The 15,755-nt window shown below is 70.5% G+C and carries 17 protein-coding genes and 1 riboswitch; of the genes, 13 read left to right on the top strand and 4 right to left on the bottom strand.

Translation table 11 applies throughout. The features are described 5' to 3' along the window. Window positions 1–120: 120 nt before the first annotated feature. On the top strand, window positions 121–960 hold the full coding sequence (locus tag HCA44_RS16685; protein ID WP_169650392.1) for a maleylpyruvate isomerase family mycothiol-dependent enzyme: 840 nt from the start codon (window positions 121–123) through the stop codon (window positions 958–960). Between the two features lie 4 nt (window positions 961–964). Then, entirely contained in the window at window positions 965–1,678 is a 714-nt protein-coding gene (locus HCA44_RS16680) for a Type 1 glutamine amidotransferase-like domain-containing protein (RefSeq protein WP_169650390.1), read from the top strand. On the opposite strand, the gene HCA44_RS16675 is transcribed toward HCA44_RS16680, so the two are convergent. Both HCA44_RS16675 and HCA44_RS16670 read right to left on the bottom strand, forming a co-directional pair. Then, entirely contained in the window at window positions 1,611–1,940 is a 330-nt protein-coding gene (locus HCA44_RS16675; RefSeq protein WP_169650388.1) for a hypothetical protein, read from the bottom strand. The genes HCA44_RS16680 and HCA44_RS16675 overlap by 68 nt on opposite strands. 327 nt (window positions 1,941–2,267) lie before the next feature. Further along, on the bottom strand, window positions 2,268–3,854 hold the full coding sequence (locus HCA44_RS16670) for a carboxylesterase/lipase family protein (protein WP_169650498.1): 1,587 nt from the start codon (window positions 3,852–3,854) through the stop codon (window positions 2,268–2,270). 130 nt (window positions 3,855–3,984) lie between these two features. Continuing rightward, window positions 3,985–4,079: riboswitch (TPP riboswitch) on the top strand. Between HCA44_RS16670 and HCA44_RS20795 the strand changes: the two genes are divergently transcribed. The 10 genes from HCA44_RS20795 (at window position 4,067) to HCA44_RS16625 (ending at window position 13,014) form a co-directional block, all read left to right on the top strand. After that, on the top strand, window positions 4,067–4,807 hold the full coding sequence (locus HCA44_RS20795) for a TenA family protein (protein WP_206038265.1): 741 nt from the start codon (window positions 4,067–4,069) through the stop codon (window positions 4,805–4,807). (Overlaps the previous riboswitch by 13 nt.) Before the next feature lie 53 nt (window positions 4,808–4,860). Further along, window positions 4,861–5,823, top strand: a complete 963-nt coding sequence (locus HCA44_RS16665; protein WP_346764769.1) for an ABC transporter substrate-binding protein — start codon at window positions 4,861–4,863, stop codon at window positions 5,821–5,823. Beyond that, window positions 5,820–6,629 carry an ABC transporter permease gene (locus tag HCA44_RS16660; RefSeq protein WP_169650384.1) on the top strand — a complete coding sequence of 270 codons (810 nt, stop codon included), beginning with the start codon at window positions 5,820–5,822 and terminating at the stop codon, window positions 6,627–6,629. Before HCA44_RS16665 ends, HCA44_RS16660 begins: the two co-directional genes overlap by 4 nt. Further along, window positions 6,626–7,453 carry an ABC transporter ATP-binding protein gene (locus HCA44_RS16655; protein ID WP_169650382.1) on the top strand — a complete coding sequence of 276 codons (828 nt, stop codon included), beginning with the start codon at window positions 6,626–6,628 and terminating at the stop codon, window positions 7,451–7,453. Before HCA44_RS16660 ends, HCA44_RS16655 begins: the two co-directional genes overlap by 4 nt. A gap of 177 nt (window positions 7,454–7,630) precedes the next feature. Further along, a complete protein-coding gene (locus tag HCA44_RS16650; protein ID WP_169650380.1) occupies window positions 7,631–8,623 on the top strand; it encodes an alpha/beta hydrolase in 993 nt (330 codons plus the stop codon). Between the two features lie 153 nt (window positions 8,624–8,776). Then, the gene (locus HCA44_RS16645) at window positions 8,777–9,265 is read left to right on the top strand and encodes a hypothetical protein (RefSeq protein WP_169650378.1); all 489 of its coding nucleotides are present in this window, start codon (window positions 8,777–8,779) and stop codon (window positions 9,263–9,265) included. Between the two features lie 110 nt (window positions 9,266–9,375). Beyond that, entirely contained in the window at window positions 9,376–10,308 is a 933-nt protein-coding gene (locus tag HCA44_RS16640; protein WP_206038264.1) for a hypothetical protein, read from the top strand. 4 nt (window positions 10,309–10,312) lie between these two features. Then, window positions 10,313–11,035, top strand: coding sequence for an ESX secretion-associated protein EspG (locus HCA44_RS16635; RefSeq protein WP_169650374.1), 723 nt, complete (start codon window positions 10,313–10,315; stop codon window positions 11,033–11,035). Between the two features lie 84 nt (window positions 11,036–11,119). Next, window positions 11,120–12,514 (top strand): hypothetical protein, encoded by a 1,395-nt coding sequence (locus HCA44_RS16630; protein WP_169650372.1) that lies wholly within the window; start codon window positions 11,120–11,122, stop codon window positions 12,512–12,514. A gap of 53 nt (window positions 12,515–12,567) precedes the next feature. Beyond that, the gene (locus HCA44_RS16625; protein ID WP_169650370.1) at window positions 12,568–13,014 is read left to right on the top strand and encodes a 6,7-dimethyl-8-ribityllumazine synthase; all 447 of its coding nucleotides are present in this window, start codon (window positions 12,568–12,570) and stop codon (window positions 13,012–13,014) included. Window positions 13,015–13,020: 6 nt separating this feature from the next. Here HCA44_RS16625 and HCA44_RS16620 read toward each other — a convergent pair whose 3' ends face one another. Beyond that, window positions 13,021–13,719, bottom strand: coding sequence for a restriction endonuclease (locus tag HCA44_RS16620; protein ID WP_346764764.1), 699 nt, complete (start codon window positions 13,717–13,719; stop codon window positions 13,021–13,023). A 156-nt stretch (window positions 13,720–13,875) separates the two neighbouring features. On the opposite strand from HCA44_RS16620, the gene HCA44_RS16615 reads away from it, so the two are divergent. After that, window positions 13,876–14,166 carry a hypothetical protein gene (locus tag HCA44_RS16615; protein ID WP_169650369.1) on the top strand — a complete coding sequence of 97 codons (291 nt, stop codon included), beginning with the start codon at window positions 13,876–13,878 and terminating at the stop codon, window positions 14,164–14,166. 15 nt (window positions 14,167–14,181) lie between these two features. On the opposite strand, the gene HCA44_RS16610 is transcribed toward HCA44_RS16615, so the two are convergent. Further along, window positions 14,182–15,627 carry an amidase gene (locus tag HCA44_RS16610; RefSeq protein ID WP_346764763.1) on the bottom strand — a complete coding sequence of 482 codons (1,446 nt, stop codon included), beginning with the start codon at window positions 15,625–15,627 and terminating at the stop codon, window positions 14,182–14,184. Window positions 15,628–15,755 lie beyond the last annotated feature (128 nt).

The raw sequence follows: 15,755 nt of genomic DNA, 5'->3' as shown, positions 1-15,755 counted from the left end.
CATGTGCTGTGCGTCACTTACCCGATCGATCGCTCGGCGTGTCCTCGAGACACGCCGACGCGGCGGGCACGTTCTAGGCTCGGGCTCGCGCATGTGGCGCACGCCACGAAAGGAGTCCTCATGACCGATCTCGAGCGAACACCGATCCTCGCCGCGCTGTACGACCAGTGGGACGTGCTGACGACACTGCTGGCGGACGTCGGCCCGGCGGACCGCTGGCACACCGCTACCCCGCTGCCCGGGTGGACGGTGCACGACGTCACCGCCCATCTGATCGGCACCGAATCGATGCTCGAGGGGCTCGAGCCGCCCACCGTCCACGTCGACGTCGCGGCCCTTCCCCACGTGCACAACCCGATCGGGGCACGCAACGAGCTGTGGGTCGAAGGACTTCGCGCGCTGCCCGGCGACGACATGGTGGCGCGCTTCCGCGACATCACGGCGCGACGTCGCGCGTCTCTCGACGCGATGTCCGACGACGCCCTCGCCGAGATCGTCGACACCCCGGCGGGCCGGGCACCCTACCTGCGGTTCATGCGCATCCGGCTCTTCGACTGCTGGATCCACGAGCTCGACCTACGCGACGCTCTCGGCGCGCCGACCGACGAGTCGGGCCCACGCGCCGAACTCGCATTCGGCGAGATCACGACGTCGCTCGGCTACGTCGTGGGCAAGAAGGCCGGCGCGCCCGACGGCGCGACCGTCACCTTCGCGCTCACCGGCCCCATGGCCCGCTCGCTGCACGTCGCGGTGGGTACGCAGGGCGTCCCGAGCGGTCGCGGCGCGGTCGTCGACGCACTCGACGCCCCCGCAACGGCGACGATCGAACTCGACTCGCGGCTGTTCACCCGTCTCGCGTGTGGGCGCACACGAGCCGAAGACCATCCAGGCGAGGTCACAGTCTCCGGCGACGACGCCCTCGGCAGGCGCGCAGTCGACCATCTCGCCTTCACGATCTGAGCACGTGCGCGCGTTCCTGTCGTCGTACCGCTTCGGGCCCGGCGTCGACGAGCTCGTGCGGGTGTGGGGCGGCACCGGTCGCGTCGCGGTCGTCGCGGCTGCGCTCGACGCGTGGCCCGAAACGGCGCGGCGCTCGGCCGTCACGAGCGAGCTCGGGCCGCTGCGCGCCGCGGGCTTCGACGCCGACGAACTCGATCTGCGCCCGCTGGTGGGCAGGCCGGACGCGCTGCGCGCGCGGCTACGCGGGTACGACCACGTGTGGGTGCGCGGCGGCAACACATTCGTGCTGCGGGCACAGCTGGCGCGAACCGGGGCCGACCACGCGCTGCACGAGGCAGTGTCCACCGGAGCGCTCGACTACGGCGGTTACAGCGCCGGGGCATGCGTCGCGACGCCGACCCTGGTAGGCCTCGACAGCTCGGACGATCCGACCGACGCGCGCCGCCTCACGGGGGCACCCGCGGTGTGGGAGGGCCTCGGACTCGTCGACGTCGCGCTCGTGGTGCACTGCCCGCGGCCCGGCGCACCGGCGCTCGCGACGGACGAGGAGATCGAGGCGGCGACGAGCGCCCTCCGTGCGGCGGGCAGGCCGTACGTGCGCCTGACCGACGCCGACGCCGTCGTCACCCACGGGGCCGGCTGGGAGTTCGTCAGCCCAGTCGGGCGAGAGACTCTGCGTGCGCGAGCGGAGCCACCCGGTCGAGGGCAGCCCAGCTGACGTGGCAACGACGCACCGTCACCTCGTCCGCCTCGACCAGGAGCGCGTCGAACAAAGCGCGCGGGTTGCGGCGCCACGCAGCGCGCGCACGGTCGATCTCTGCGCGCGTGAACAGGCCGGACGATGCGAGCCCGGTCGTCCACTCGCCGACCTCGCCGCGGTGGATGCGTTCGATCGCGTCGTAGTCCGGGCCGCCCTCGAGGAAGTCGTACGCGAACATCGCCGAGACGTAGTCGGTGAGCCGGTCGGTGTGAGCGTTCATCGGTTCGGTCCCTCCGGGTGAAGACCGGGTGCCGTCTGCTCCGAGTTCCTGCATCTTTTTCAGATTCTGGGATTTCTCGGAGAAGGCTGTAACACTCGGCTCTCGTGCAGCGATGAGGAACGCTAACCCCGCAAGGTGGGATTCGGCAGCGCTAACCCGGCACGATCCGGTAACAGAGTGACTCGTGTGGGTGATGTGACCTGGCGATCGCGCCGAGTCGGATGCCGAACAGCCTGCCGACGTGCACCGATACCAAGCAGGGCGAGTTCCGGGCGGCGAGCACGCCGCGCCGCTGCGAAGCGCGTCACATCTCCCACATAGTGGGAATTACTGGAATCCGAGTGCCTGGTCACCCCACGCGACGCGTAGCTCACGATCCGGATCGCGCACGATCGAATCGCGTGTGTCGATCACGAGCGTCGCGCGCTCGCGCGAGTCGTACCGCGCCCAGTGCTTCGAGCCGTCGAGCGACGCGGGAACTCCGCGCCTCGCGAACGCCGTCCACCGCTTCCCCACGCGACGCGACACCTCGCCGGCCGACCGGCGTCCACCGAGCCAGAAGGTCGGGTCGACGTGCAGCGTGCCGAAGTTGCCGAACACGTACGGGACCTCGGTGGCATGCCCCGCGCCGATCCGCGCCGCTCGAAGCATCGGCGTCGCGTGATCGAAGCGGTACATCCACGTCGGTGCTCTCGCACTGTGGGCGTCCGCGACCCACAGTGCGGGCATCCGGAACGCCGCATCCCGCGAGACTCCGAGGGCACGCCGTGCCGCGGGCGCGCCCGGATACGCGGCGAGGATCTGCACGATCCGCTCCCGCGGAAGATCCGGATGGTCGTCGGCGAGCGCGGCGAGCATCGCGTCGACCGACTCCCCGGTCACCGGGAGCAGCGGGGACTTCATGAACTTGAAGATCGACGATTCGTCCCGGTTCGAACCGATGACCAGGGGAACCGGGTGAGACAGACCCTGCTGGAATGCCGCAACCGGGTACCGCGGCACGAGCGTGTGATCGACGACGGGCGCCATCGCGAGGGTCCCGGGCGTCCCCGTCGGCACCTCGTCGACGACCGTGTCGCTCGCCGCCACGAGGTCGGCGACGGGCACCGCCCGCAGCAGCACGTCCGCACGATCCGGCTCGACTCCGAGCACATCGAGGAAGCGCCGTGCGACCGACCCCGCACGCCGCGCCCCGTACACGGACGTGGCGGGCGGGCTCTGCGCGATCGCCCGGTGGAACAGGCCACGCGCCGACGGCACCGTCATCAGCGTGGTGATCGCACTGGCACCCGACGATTCGCCGAAGACCGTGACCGAGGCCGGATCGCCACCGAAGGCCGCGATGTTGTCCCGCACCCACTCCAGCGCGGCGATCTGGTCCCGCAGGCCGCAGTTGGTGTCGAAGTCCGGACCGAACGAAGACAGATCGGTGAAACCGAGTGCACCGAGCCGGTAGTTGAACGACACGACGACGACACCGTGCGTCCACGCGAGACGGGCGCCGTCGTACACGGGTTGTGCCGAGGAGCCGAGGCAGTATGCGCCGCCGTGGATCCACACCATCACCGGACGCGACGCGTCGTCCGGCGGTCGAGCGTCCCCGCGACCCGGCCACGGCGCCCAGACGTTGACCGACAGGCAGTCCTCGTCCGCCGCCGACGCGAGGTCGGCGGGCACCGACGGACTCGCGGACTGCGGAGCGGACGGGCCGAACTCGACGCATTCCCGGATGCCGTCCCACGGCTCGCGCCGCTGCGGCGCCCGGAATCTCAGCGCGCCGACGGGGGCCGCGGCATACGGGATGCCACGCCACACGCGCACCTCACCCGTCGCAGAGCCGCGACCACGGCCCGACGTGCCGTCGCCACGGACGCGGCCCGAACACGTGACGACGACCAGAGCGTCCGTCGACATCGCGGTGCTCACGCGCACTCCTTCACTCGCCCGACCGGCAGTGCAGAACTCACCCGACTTGCGCCCGAAACTATCAAGCCGCCGACTGCCGTACTGCCGTAACGGCCGTACGGGGTGCTATCGTCGCGGGTGTTCTGACACGGGGTGCTCCGCACGGCGGGGCTGAGATCACACCCGGGAACCTGCTCAGGTAATGCTGACGAAGGGATGTCATGGCGATCGACACGCCTGTCCATGAGGGTGCCGCGCACGACACGGCACTGCACCGATCCACCGACCGCTCACGGTTCACCGACGAATTGTGGCGGCACACAACAGATCTCCGCCGCGGGATCGACGAACTCGAGTTCCTGCGCCGCCTCGGCGACGGCTCGCTACCGCTCGACGTCTTCCGGTTCTACGTCGAACAGGACTTCCTGTACCTCACCGGCTACGCCCGCGCGCTCGCGCTGGTCGCCGCCGCTGCCCCCGACCCGCACGCGAGTGCGTTCTGGGCGACGTCCGCGGCCACCGCAACGGAGGTCGAGGCCACACTGCACCGCGAACTGCTCGATACCCTGCCGCCGTCCGGCGCGCCCGCCACCGAATCTCCCGCGTGCCTGGGCTATGTGTCGTTCCTCGTGGCCACGGCAGCGACGCGCTCGTATGCGGTCGGTGCGGCCGCCGTGCTCCCGTGCTTCTGGATCTACGCCGACGTGGGCCGACGGCTCGCCGCGGAGGCTCGCGAGGTCCTCGGCGCCGATCCGACGCACCCGTACGCACGATGGGTCACGACCTACGACGACCCCGAGTTCCACGAATCGGTGGAGCGCGCAAGACTTCTCGTCGACGAGGCCGCCGCGGCGGCCTCGCCTGCCGAACGCTCCGCGATGCTCGACGCCTTCGTCGTCGCGAGCAGGTACGAGTCGATGTTCTTCGACTCCGCACTGCACCAGCAGTCGTGGCCCGCGTGACGCGGCCGCTGCGCCCACTGATCGTCTCGTTCGTCCTCGCCCTCGTCGCCGCGGTGTGCGGTGGCTGCGCGGGCGCGTCCGGCGACGACACGATCAGGTTCGCGCTCGACTGGACACCGAACACCAACCACACGGGGCTGTACGTCGCACTCGAGCAGGGCTGGTTCGCCGAAGCCGGGCTGGACGTCGCGGTGCTGCCGTACAACAACACGTCACCCGACACCCTGGTCGATGCGGGCAATGCCGAGTTCGGGATCAGTTTCCAGGGCTCGTCGACGTTCTCGAAAGCCGCCGGTGCACAAAATGTCTCGGTGCTGGCGCCGCTACAGCACTGGGCCACCGGGATCGGTGTGCGCGCAGACCGCACCGACATCACGCGGCCACGCGATCTGGACGGGAAGACCTACGCAGGCTTCGGCGACCCCGGCGAGGTCGAGGTCCTCCGACAAGTGATTCGCAACGACGGCGGCACAGGCGATTTCCGTACCGTCACGCTCGGCACGTCCGCCTACGAGGCGGTGTACGCAGGGGACGCCGACTTCACCGTCTCGTATCTCGCGTGGGAGGGCATCGAAGCCGAGCACCGTGGCACGCCCATGCGGTACTTCGAGTACGCCGACTACGGCTTCCCGGACGCGTACGCGATCGTCGTCGACGGCAACCGCGAGTGGCTGGCGAGCCGTCCCGACGAGGCTCGCGCGTTCGTGCAGGCGCTCGCGCGGGGCTACCGGTTCGCCGCCGAGAATCCGGACGCCGCCGCGGAGATGCTCGTGGACGCGAATCCCGGCGCATTCACCGACGAGGCTCTGGTGCACGAGAGCCAGCGAATGCTCGTCGAACGAGGGGCCTTCGGTCCGCCCGAGCACGTCGGCGCGCAGACTCTCGAGCAGTGGGCCGGATACTCCGGATTCCTCTACCGTAGCGGCGTTCTCGCGGGTCCCGACGGCGGTCCGCTTGCCGCCGAACCCGATTGGTCCACGTACTTCACCGACGAGTATCGCGAGGCAGGTCGATGAGTCCGGTCCGCGCCGACCGCACGCGCGACGCCTCGCCCCCGGCCCGCACCACCATTTCGCGTGCCGTTCCCGCGGTCGCGGTGGCTGCGGCTCTCGTGGCGACATGGCAGATGTACGTCGCGGTGAGCGGTGTCCGCCCGCAGGTGCTTCCGTCGCCCGCCCGGGTGGTCGAGCAGGGCTGGCAGTACCGCGACGCGCTCACGAGCAATGCGTGGGCCACCCTGCAGGTCACCTTCGTCGGTTTCGCGCTGTCTCTCGCGTGCGCATGGGCACTCGCGATCGCAGTCGACTTCTCGCCGCGCCTGCGCACCGCGTTCGTCCCGCTGTTCGTGGTGTCTCAGACACTTCCGATCGTCGCGATCGCCCCGCTGATGATCATCTGGTTCGGCTTCGGGTTGCTGCCCAAGGTTCTCGTCGTCGCGCTGGTCACGTTCTTCCCGATGGCGATCGGCCTGGTCGAGGGGTTCGCCTCGGCTCCTCGCGACTCGTCGGCGCTGCTGCGGAGCATGGGTGCGTCCCGGTGGCAACAGTTCCGGTACGTCCGGTTGCCGTCCGCACTGCCTCGGTTCTTCACGTCCTTGCGCATCGGCATCACCTACGCGGTGGTGGGCGCGGTGTTCGCCGAGTACGTCGGCGCGTCCGAGGGCCTCGGCATCTTCATGTCGATCCAGAAGAACTCGTTCCGCACCGATCTCGTGCTCGCCGCCGTCGCCGTCACGGCTGCCGTCAGCGTCGCGCTCTACGTGTCGACGTTCGCAGTCGAACGTGCGGTGGCCCCCTGGATCTCCGAGGAGGGTGTGCGATGACCGAATCCTGCACCGAGACACCGCATGGTGGAGCACGCGTCCCGCCGCGCGTGTCGGTGGCCGCAGTACACAAGAGCTTCGGCACGGGCAACTCTGCGCGCCGGGTTCTGGACGGCATCGATGTCGAATGCCGGGCAGGCGAGTTCGTCGCGGTCGTCGGCCCCAGCGGGTGCGGCAAGAGCACGCTGCTGTCCCTGATCGCGGGACTGGACACACCGGACGACGGGGCCGTGTCGGTCGACGGCCATCCCGCGACCGCCGGCGGCGCGGCGTACATGCCGCAACGCGATCTGTTGTTCCCGTGGCGGACGATCCTCGACAACGCCGCGCTGGCACTCGAGGTGCGCGGCAGCTCACGCCGGGACGCCCGCGAACAGGCACGTGCCCTCTTCCCCGTGTTCGGCCTCGAGGGCTTCGAGTCGGCCCGCCCGGGGCAGCTCTCGGGTGGCATGCGGCAACGTGCGGCGCTGCTGCGCACCGTCGTCCAGAATCGGCCGGTGCTGCTGCTCGACGAACCGTTCGGCGCACTCGATTCGCTCACCCGCTCGGAGATGCACGCGTGGCTGCAGTCGGTGTGGCAACGCCACAATTGGACCACTGTCATGATCACGCACGACGTACGCGAGGCGCTGTTCCTCGCCGACCGCGTGGTCGTGTTGTCGGCACGACCCGCGCGGGTGCAGCGCGTCGTGACCGTCGACCTCGGCAGGCCACGCACTCTCGACGTGCTCACCGACCCGCGGTTCGCGGACCTCGAGCGCTCCCTGCTCGGCGAACTGCACGGCGCGACACTCTCCCCGCCCCGTGCCACGCGTATCGAATAGGTAAACCACGGGTGGCCTACCTGCACCGACGGTGCACCGTGCGTCACTTTCGCGTCACACGCCCCTGGAGTCCCGAATTTCGCGGGTAGCGTCGATTCCAGTGGCGTGGATCACACCGGAACACCACCGCATCCACGCCCGGTAGGAGGGCGCAACGATGCGCACACGGAGCACGCGATGAGCACAGCCGAACAGTGGGCGCCGAACCACGCAGCCGCACCGCGCGCGGTCGACGCGGTCGAGGTCGCGGGAGTGAGCCTGCAGTCGCAACTGCTGTCGCACACGGTGCGCCACACGGTCCGGCCGTTCCTCGACGCCTGGTCGCGGCATCCGGACCTTCCGTGGCCCGCCGGGCTGGTAGACCTGCTCGGCTACTCCCTGCCCGGGGTAGCCGCGGTCCGCCGCACCGCGGTGCGACTCCCCCACGCACCCGCAGAACTCCTCCGTCCCGCCGGGTACGCCGCGTCGCCGCCGCGCGCGGTGCTCTATCTCCACGGCGGGGCGTTCCTGTGCTGTGGGCTGCGTTCGCACCGCAATCTGGTGTCGCGCATCGCGGCCGGCGCCGATGCCACCGTGCTCAACGTCGCCTACCGCATGTTGCCGCACGCGCCGATCCGGTCGGCAGTCGCCGACGGCCTCGACGGCTACCGCTGGCTGCTCGCACACGGCTATCCGCCCGAGCGGATCGTGATCGCGGGCGACTCGGCCGGGGGATTCCTCACGTTCGCGGTCACTCTCGACGCGATGCGCGCCGGCCTGCCCAGGCCGGCGGCGAACATCGCGATGTCGCCGCTCACCGATCTCGATCCAGCGGGCAAGCTCGCGCACCCGAATGTGGACCGATGCGCGATGTTCCCGGGGCGTGCGCTCGAGGCCCTGGGCGGCATCGTGGACCGGGCCGACTCGCGGTTCGGCAGCGAGCCGGCGGCCTCGCCCGTCGACGGCGGCCTCACCGACATGCCGCCCGCTCTGATCCAGGTCGGGTCCGACGAGTTGGTGTACCCCGACGCGGTGCTGATGGCGGAACGACTCGCCTCGGCAGGCGTCGAGTGCCGGCTCGAGGTCTGGGAACAGCAGGTGCACGTGTTCCAGGCTGCCGCGGGCATCGTCCCCGAGGGTGGCCGCGCGACACGCCGGGTCGCGCGATTCGTGCGCGCCGCAACGGCGTGAGTCGCCCGGCCGCCCTCGAACGCACAGGCCACTGCAGGCGCTTCGCGCCGGGCTCGCGGGGCGCGTCCGCTGGTCGTGGCGTAGTCTCCCGGTCCGGCAGGGTGCCCGCACGCGCGACCGCGCGGCGCACCGATTCGGCACACGACGGGTCCCATGAAAGATACGACTGTTCTGACCGGCGCATTCGCTCTCGCCGCGCTGCTCTCGGCAGGCGGCTTCGTGGTCGGCGCCGCGGGCGGCGTGTTCGCGGGACCGGCGCAACACGTTCCCGTCCCGCCTCTCGCGAGCGACGGCCTGCACACCGCCGACGGCTTCCGTCCGACACCGGTGGCCTACACGGTGTCGATCCCACCGTCGCCGTCGTGGCAGGTCGCGGCGCCCACCACGCCCCGCTCGAGCACGACGACCCCCGACACCACGGGCCCGGCCACCACGCAGGCGACACCCCAGACGGTGCCACCCGCACCACCGCGGACGATCGAACCGGTCGCCGACAATCCCGGATCGGCTCCGCCCACGCACGTCGACGTCACGACCGTCGCACCGGCGCCCCCGTCCGCCACGGCCGCCACCACGACGCCTCCCGCGACGACCACGACCCCGACGATCACGATTCCCCCGATCACCACGCGCGCGGGTTGAGCCGACCCGACCGAACCGCCGCGCGCCGGTAGAGTGTCCCCGGTCCGGATCGGGGGATCCGCGCTCGCAGGGCGACCGCGCCGTGCGAACGGTCGCATGGGAGGTACTGCGTGTCGGAATTGCGTGTGAATACGGACGGGGCGGCCGGGGGCTCGGGTGCGACCCCCAACTTTCACCATCACCGGTGGAACCACGATAGTCTCGCGGAAGCCACGCGGGCCCTCGCGCCCGCCGACACCGCACACACGGCGGCACAGTGGGACGCGCTCGCCCGCGATGTCGACGACGCGAGTGCACGCTTCCGCGCGTCGGTCGACGCGGCGCTGCGAGCGGGATGGACCGGCACCGGCGCCGCCGCGGTGTCGTCGAACACCACGGGCCCCCTCGCTGCTCTCGACGACGGCGCGCACCGCATCGCGCGCATCGCGCGCATCGTCGCCGACGCCGGGTCGGCGATGTCGGCCGTCGTCGCCGCGATGCCCGAGGCGGCGCCCGCACCGGACCCGGTGCTCGACTGGAATTCGGTGCTGCCGTGGAACTGGCAGGCACCTGCCGACGCGGCGAACGCGGAGCAGGAAGCGCGTGACGTCTTCACCCACACGTACGCTCCCGCACATCGCGATGCCGCAGAGGCCCTGCGCGGCGTAGCCGACGAGGCTCTGCGCGGCACAGCCGACGAGGCTCTGCGCGGCACAGCCGACGAGGCGGCGAGTGCGGTCACCCCTGCCGACGCGGCGCACAGCGTCCCCGAGGACACCGGGGACCACGCGGGTTCGCCCAGCGCAGCGGCACCGGCCATGGACAGCGGCGCCGCCACCGGAATGGGCGCACTCGCAGGCGCGGCAGGCGGATTCGCAGCACAGTACGGGCGGCGCGTCGTCGCGGCGCATCGCGCCGACACCGCCGCGAGCGCCCGCCCGGCCGAGCCGGAGGACGACGACACGGAGACGGTCGAACCCGTCTTTCTCGAAAAGATGGACGACACAACACAGCTCACGGGGGATCTTCCGCCGGTCGCGCCGCCGGTCATCGGCGAGCGGTGACCACGTGAGCTTCTGGGGGCTGTCGAGCGCCGAGTTCGCTGCGATCTGGGCGGCGACCGGTCAGGATCGTTTGCCGTTCCCGTTCCGCCTGTCGAGCGACCACGAGTTCGCCGACACGTTCGCCGCCGAACAGCACGCGTTGCGTAGTCGGTTCGCGCGGCCCGAGCACGCGCTGCTCGAGGCGGCCGTGCTGATCCTGGCCGAACCACAGTGGCGCATCGAGGTATTCGGCTGGCACGGCGGCCCACCCGACGTCGAATCGGATGCGACGCCGATCCGCATGATCGGTGCGGCGGCACGCGGACACGGTGTCGTCGCACTCCAACATGCGGGCCCCTCAAGCGAGATCGGCGGCGACGTCGCGATCCGCGGATGCGAGCCCTACGATCTGGCCCGCCAGATGGTCGCGCAACTCCCACTCGTCGAAGCGGGCATGCTGCACCCCGTCACGGCGCGGCGCGGCGCGCACGCCGACGAACGTCGTCGCCGCGCCCTCGTCGCCGCCCTCAACCGGCCGGCGTCGGGCTCGGGCGTCGCCACTGTCATCCGCGGCCCGCGCCACCGGCCGGCCACCTTCGGCGGGATCGCGTGGCGCGACATCGCCGACGACGGCCGCTACCTCGTGTACGGAAGCGACTCGGCCACGGTGGTTCCCGGCGATTCGTGGGATCTGCTGGCCGGGCTCCACCGCATCACCGGGCACGTCGACGTCGGCGAGGCACGGTGAGCGGCGGGAGAATGCCGCCCCACGGTCCGGCGACCGCTACGGTATAGGCGAGAGCTCGGACGAGCGAGACGAAAGGCAGGGTCGATGTCGGAGTCCCCCACCCCGGGAGAATCCGACGTGCCCGGTTTCGACCTCGACGGTGCCGTCAGTCGCGCGTGGGTTCAGTTCCAGCGCAGCCTCGCCGACCACATCGCGGCGATGACCGCAGGCGACGTCCTGGTCCTGTCACCCGGCTACGACGACCTCGCCGACAGCATCGAGGCGGATCGCACGGGCCTGCTGCTCCCGTGTGTGCAGTTCATGCTGTTGCGCGACGGCATCGTGCGATGTGAGGTGCCGTCCAACCATTTCCTGCATCCCCAGCGCACGCTCACGCGGGTGTCGGAAAGGCGGCTCACCGAGCTGGGCTGGCTACCGCCGACGAGGACACCGCACGAGCGGCCGGACGACGGGTCGCCCGCGTTCTTCGTCGACCGCCCACGCACCGGCTCGGACCGGCTCGCAGCGATGGCGGTCGCCGCGCTGCGCGACGTGTGGGGTGTCGCGCACCCGTCTTTCCTGCGCGCCGAGTCCACCGGTCAGAGCCCCGTGCCGCTCACCTACTCGTCCACTCCCCCGTCCGTTCCCGAACTGGACCCGACTGCGGCGGTCGAGCCCCGCGACCGCGCGCATCTGCTCGACACCGTGACCGCGGCCCTCGTGCCGGTGCTCGGCCTGCTTCCCGAGCGAGATCGCGACGGCGACATCCCGATCCGTATCGGATCCTCGGTGCTGTTCGTCCGGGTGCTCGACTCGCTCGACGTCCAGCTGTTCGCCCCGCTCGTCCAGCAGATCTCCGATCGCACCCGGTCCGCCGAGATCACCGCCGATCTCAATCGCGCGTGGTCTCAGGTCAAGTTCGTGCTCGCCGAGGACCGGCTGTCCGGGTACATGGACGTCCGCGGCGAGCCGTTCGTACCCAAGCATCTCGTCGACGCATTCGACCTGTTCTCGGCGTTCCTGCGTTCGGTGGACGAGGATTTCGCGGTTCGGCTGCGCGGCCGGCTGTACTTCGGCGACCACGACGACCGCACCCAGGTCGACCCCGCGGCGCACCGGCGCCGGCTGTCCACCGGCGACCTCCCCGTCGAGCTGCTCACGCTGCGCGACCTCGACCCGGAGGCCACCGGCCAACTCGACGGCGCGACCGTCGCCGCGGTGTGCGGCGGCGACCACGCCCGCATCCTGCACGTGCTACGCATGGGCAACGAGTGGATCGCGCAGCATCGGCGTGACGCGGGCGAGAGTACGGCGCGCGGAGACGAACACGAGGCAGCGGCATACGACGCGCTCGCCGACACGTGGGAGCGCGTCGTCGGCAGCGTGCGGGGCGCGCTGAGGCTCGTGGGCAGGCACGCACGCGGCGAGCACGCCGCCGACCGGCCGGGCCTGTTCGGCCGGCCCACCGCGTCGCCACCACGCGAGGATCCGCAGCACTGACGGATCCGCACCCGCCCACGCGGTGTGCGCAGTCGGCGGCTACCTTCGAGTGCATGACCAGCCGCCGCATCGCCTTCGTCCAAGCCACGTGGCATCGCGCCATCGTCGACAACGCCCGGGTCGGCTTCGTCGACGAGCTCGCGCGCCTGCGCCCCGACGACACGGTCGACGCCTTCGAGGTGCCCGGAGCCTTCGAGATCCCGCTCCACGCACGCCGACTCGCCCTCACCGGCCGCTACGACGGCATCGTCGCGGCGGGCCTCGTCGTCGACGGTGGCATCTACCGCCACGAGTTCGTCGCGACCGCCGTGATCGACGGCCTCATGCGCGTCCAGCTCGACACCGACGTACCGGTCTTCTCGGTCGTCCTCACGCCGCATCATTTCCACGAGCATGCCGAGCACGTCGACTACTTCACGCGGCATTTCGTAACCAAGGGCGCCGAAGCCGCGCGCGCGGCCGATGCGACGCTCACCTCGCTCGCCGGCCTCCCCGAGTAGCCGGCGTCAGCCGTACCGCCGGGCCGAGCGCGCCATGCGCCGAGCGGCGGCCGACCGCCAGTGCTGGTAGCTGAGGAACCAGCACACCGGTGCCCCGACCACCGACACGAGCGTCGCGAACACCCGCAGCGGAACCATGTCGTCGCCGAAAGGCGCGACGAGCAGCACGAGGGTGAAGAGCACGGCCGCAACGACTCGCCAGTGCGGAAGCCACAATGCGGTGAGCGGTGAGAGCACACGGCCGATACGTTGCCCGACGGCACGCCAGTGCACACCCTGGTCTCGCGTCGGAGCGGGTGCGGGCGCAGGCCGGGGCGGCGGCGCGGTAGTTGTGGTGTGGCCACGCGCCACGAGTGCCTTCGCGCGCTCGTCGTCGGGTGCGACCCGTCCGTCGGCGTCCCACACGAACAGTGCGATGCCGGTGGATCGCGCATACGTGCGGGCGGCGTCGGTGTATCCGACCGCGGAGAAGTACAGGAGATCTCGCCGCGAGTCGACCCCACGCGTCGAGTACAGGCTCTCGAGTTGCGCGACATCCGCCGGGCTGCCCCGCCACCGACATTGCGCGTACGCGCCCGACGAGTAGACGTCGATTCCGTGACCCGTCCCGAGTGCGAGCGCGGTGGCATCCGGGAACGCGAGTGCACGCATGTACTCCGCGGCATTCTCCTCGGCATCGGCCGACGTACGGATACGCGTGGTCACAGCTGTCGTCTCCCCTTTCCGATGTGTTCGATTCGACGGTACACACATTGTCGCGGTGTCCCGCGGGTCCTTGGGGAAAGTCACGAGACGTGCGTTCGCGCTGGGCTACCGTGGTGGTACAGACCGCCGTGATCGCCATCACGAGGAGGTACGGAAATGACTGTCACCCGTGCGTACGGCTGGAATCAGAGACAACTCGTGCGTGGCCACGCGGGCGAGGCGATGGCGGACGAGGGTGGCTACCCCGGATTCGTCATGATCGGCGCAGGCATCGCAGTGCTCGGGATGTTCCTCGTCGCCCTCGGCTACGGATTCGCAGGCTGGGCCGTGGTGTCCGGCATCGTGTTCGGAATCCTGATGGTCGGCGGGCTCGGCTACGTACTGCTGCGCCACCGCAAGGTCAAGCACGACGAAGGCCGAGACCTCACCGACCAGGTGGGGCACTGATCTCGCCCGTTCCGGTCAGCGCTCCCAGCGCGGCGTGCGCATCCACCAGCCGGTCGCGTCCTCGTACGCGCGGCCCGCACGGAGCACGCGCACGTCGTCGTGCCGTGCCCCCACGATCTGCATACCGATCGGCATGCCCGTCGCCGAGAATCCACACGGCACCGAGAGCGCGGGTTGCTGGGTGAGATTGAAGGGGTAGGTGAACGGCGTCCAGCTCGTCCATCGCGTGTGCGCGGACCCGGGTGGCACCTCGGCGCCTGCATCGAACGCGACGATCGGCATGGTCGGGGTGACCAACAGGTCGTAGGTCTCGTGGAATGCACCCATGTGCACGCCGAGCGCCATGCGCCGGGCCGTCGCCTCGAGGTAGTCCTGCGCCGAATAGGCGCGGCCCTGGGCACAGATCTCCGCGAGCGCGGGTTCGAGCAGTGCGCGCTCCTGGTCGGTGAGATGCTCGGTGGCCTTCGCTGCGCCTGCGAACCACAAGCATTCGAACGCCCAGACTTCGTCGACGATCCCGGGGTCGATCGCGACGACGTCGGCACCGAGCTCCGCGAGCACCCCCACCGCACGCTCGACCACGCGGGCGACCTCGGGGTCGACGTCGACGAATCCGAGTGTCCCGCTGTACGCGACGCGCAGGCCGGCCAGCGGCCGCTCACCCGTCGCGATCGTCGTCTCCGCGTAGCTGCGCGCGGGCGGCGGCAGGGCGGACCAGTCCCGCGAGTCGAATCCGGTGATCGCGTCGAGCAGCAGTGCTGCGTCGGCGACGGTGCGGGACATCGGACCCGCGTGCGCGAGCGTGCCGAACGGACTCGACGGATACAGCGGCACCGCACCGTAGGTCGCCTTGTAGCCCACCACACCGCAGAAGCTGCCCGGGATGCGGACGGATCCACCGCCGTCGGTGCCGAGCGCGAGCGGCCCCATGCCCGCGGCCACCGCGGCCGCGCCGCCGCCGCTCGACCCGCCCGAGGTCGTCGCCGGATTCCACGGATTGCGGGTGATGCCCGTGAGCGGACTGTCGGTGACCCCCTTCCACGCGAACTCGGGGGTCGTGGTCTTGCCGACGATGACGGCACCCGCCTCGCGGATCCGCGCGACGGCGGGCGCGTCGACAGTCCACGGCTGGTTCGGATCGATCGTCCGGGAACCACGCAGCGTCGGCCAGCCCGCGGTGAGGAAGATGTCCTTGACCGACGTCGGCACGCCGTCGAGCGGGCCGTACGGCTCGCCCACCGCCCAGCGTTCGGCCGACTTCCGGGCTTCCTCTAGCGCGAACGCGTCGTCGCGGAGACAATAGGAATTGACAGTGTTGTCACGGAGATCGATGCGTTCCAGCACTGCCTGCGTTGCCTCCACCGGCGAGACCTCGCCCCTCCGGTACGCGGCCACCAGTTCGGTGGCGGTCGAGTCCGCGAGTCCTCCCCGGTTCCGGGTCACGTCGAGATCGTCGGTCACAACGAAATTGTCGGTCAACTCGCGATTCAGGGACACTGGAACACTTCCTTCGCCTCAGAGCCGGAAACTACGTCGACAGCGGAAATCGATCGTTCGACGATCGCGCCTTCGATAGTAGATTGTCAACA

It is taken from the genome of Rhodococcus sp. HNM0569, assembly GCF_012726205.1.
Taxonomy (GTDB): domain Bacteria; phylum Actinomycetota; class Actinomycetes; order Mycobacteriales; family Mycobacteriaceae; genus Rhodococcus_F.
The sequence above is the reverse complement of the archived record's forward strand: the minus strand, read 5'-3'. Positions and strand labels throughout refer to the sequence as shown.

Excerpts from the sequence above, each read along its gene's own strand:
- HCA44_RS16625 (WP_169650370.1), top strand. The coding sequence starts at position 12,568 with ATGACCAGCCGCCGCATCGCCTTCGTCCAAGCCACGTGGCATCGCGCC.
- HCA44_RS16645 (WP_169650378.1), top strand. The coding sequence starts at position 8,777 with ATGAAAGATACGACTGTTCTGACCGGCGCATTCGCTCTCGCCGCGCTG.
- HCA44_RS16655 (WP_169650382.1), top strand. The coding sequence starts at position 6,626 with ATGACCGAATCCTGCACCGAGACACCGCATGGTGGAGCACGCGTCCCG.
- HCA44_RS16685 (WP_169650392.1), top strand. The coding sequence starts at position 121 with ATGACCGATCTCGAGCGAACACCGATCCTCGCCGCGCTGTACGACCAG.
- HCA44_RS16660 (WP_169650384.1), top strand. The coding sequence starts at position 5,820 with ATGAGTCCGGTCCGCGCCGACCGCACGCGCGACGCCTCGCCCCCGGCC.
- HCA44_RS16670 (WP_169650498.1), bottom strand. The coding sequence starts at position 3,854 with ATGTCGACGGACGCTCTGGTCGTCGTCACGTGTTCGGGCCGCGTCCGT.
- HCA44_RS16630 (WP_169650372.1), top strand. The coding sequence starts at position 11,120 with ATGTCGGAGTCCCCCACCCCGGGAGAATCCGACGTGCCCGGTTTCGAC.
- HCA44_RS16615 (WP_169650369.1), top strand. The coding sequence starts at position 13,876 with ATGACTGTCACCCGTGCGTACGGCTGGAATCAGAGACAACTCGTGCGT.
- HCA44_RS20795 (WP_206038265.1), top strand. The coding sequence starts at position 4,067 with ATGGCGATCGACACGCCTGTCCATGAGGGTGCCGCGCACGACACGGCA.
- HCA44_RS16675 (WP_169650388.1), bottom strand. The coding sequence starts at position 1,940 with ATGAACGCTCACACCGACCGGCTCACCGACTACGTCTCGGCGATGTTC.
- HCA44_RS16650 (WP_169650380.1), top strand. The coding sequence starts at position 7,631 with ATGAGCACAGCCGAACAGTGGGCGCCGAACCACGCAGCCGCACCGCGC.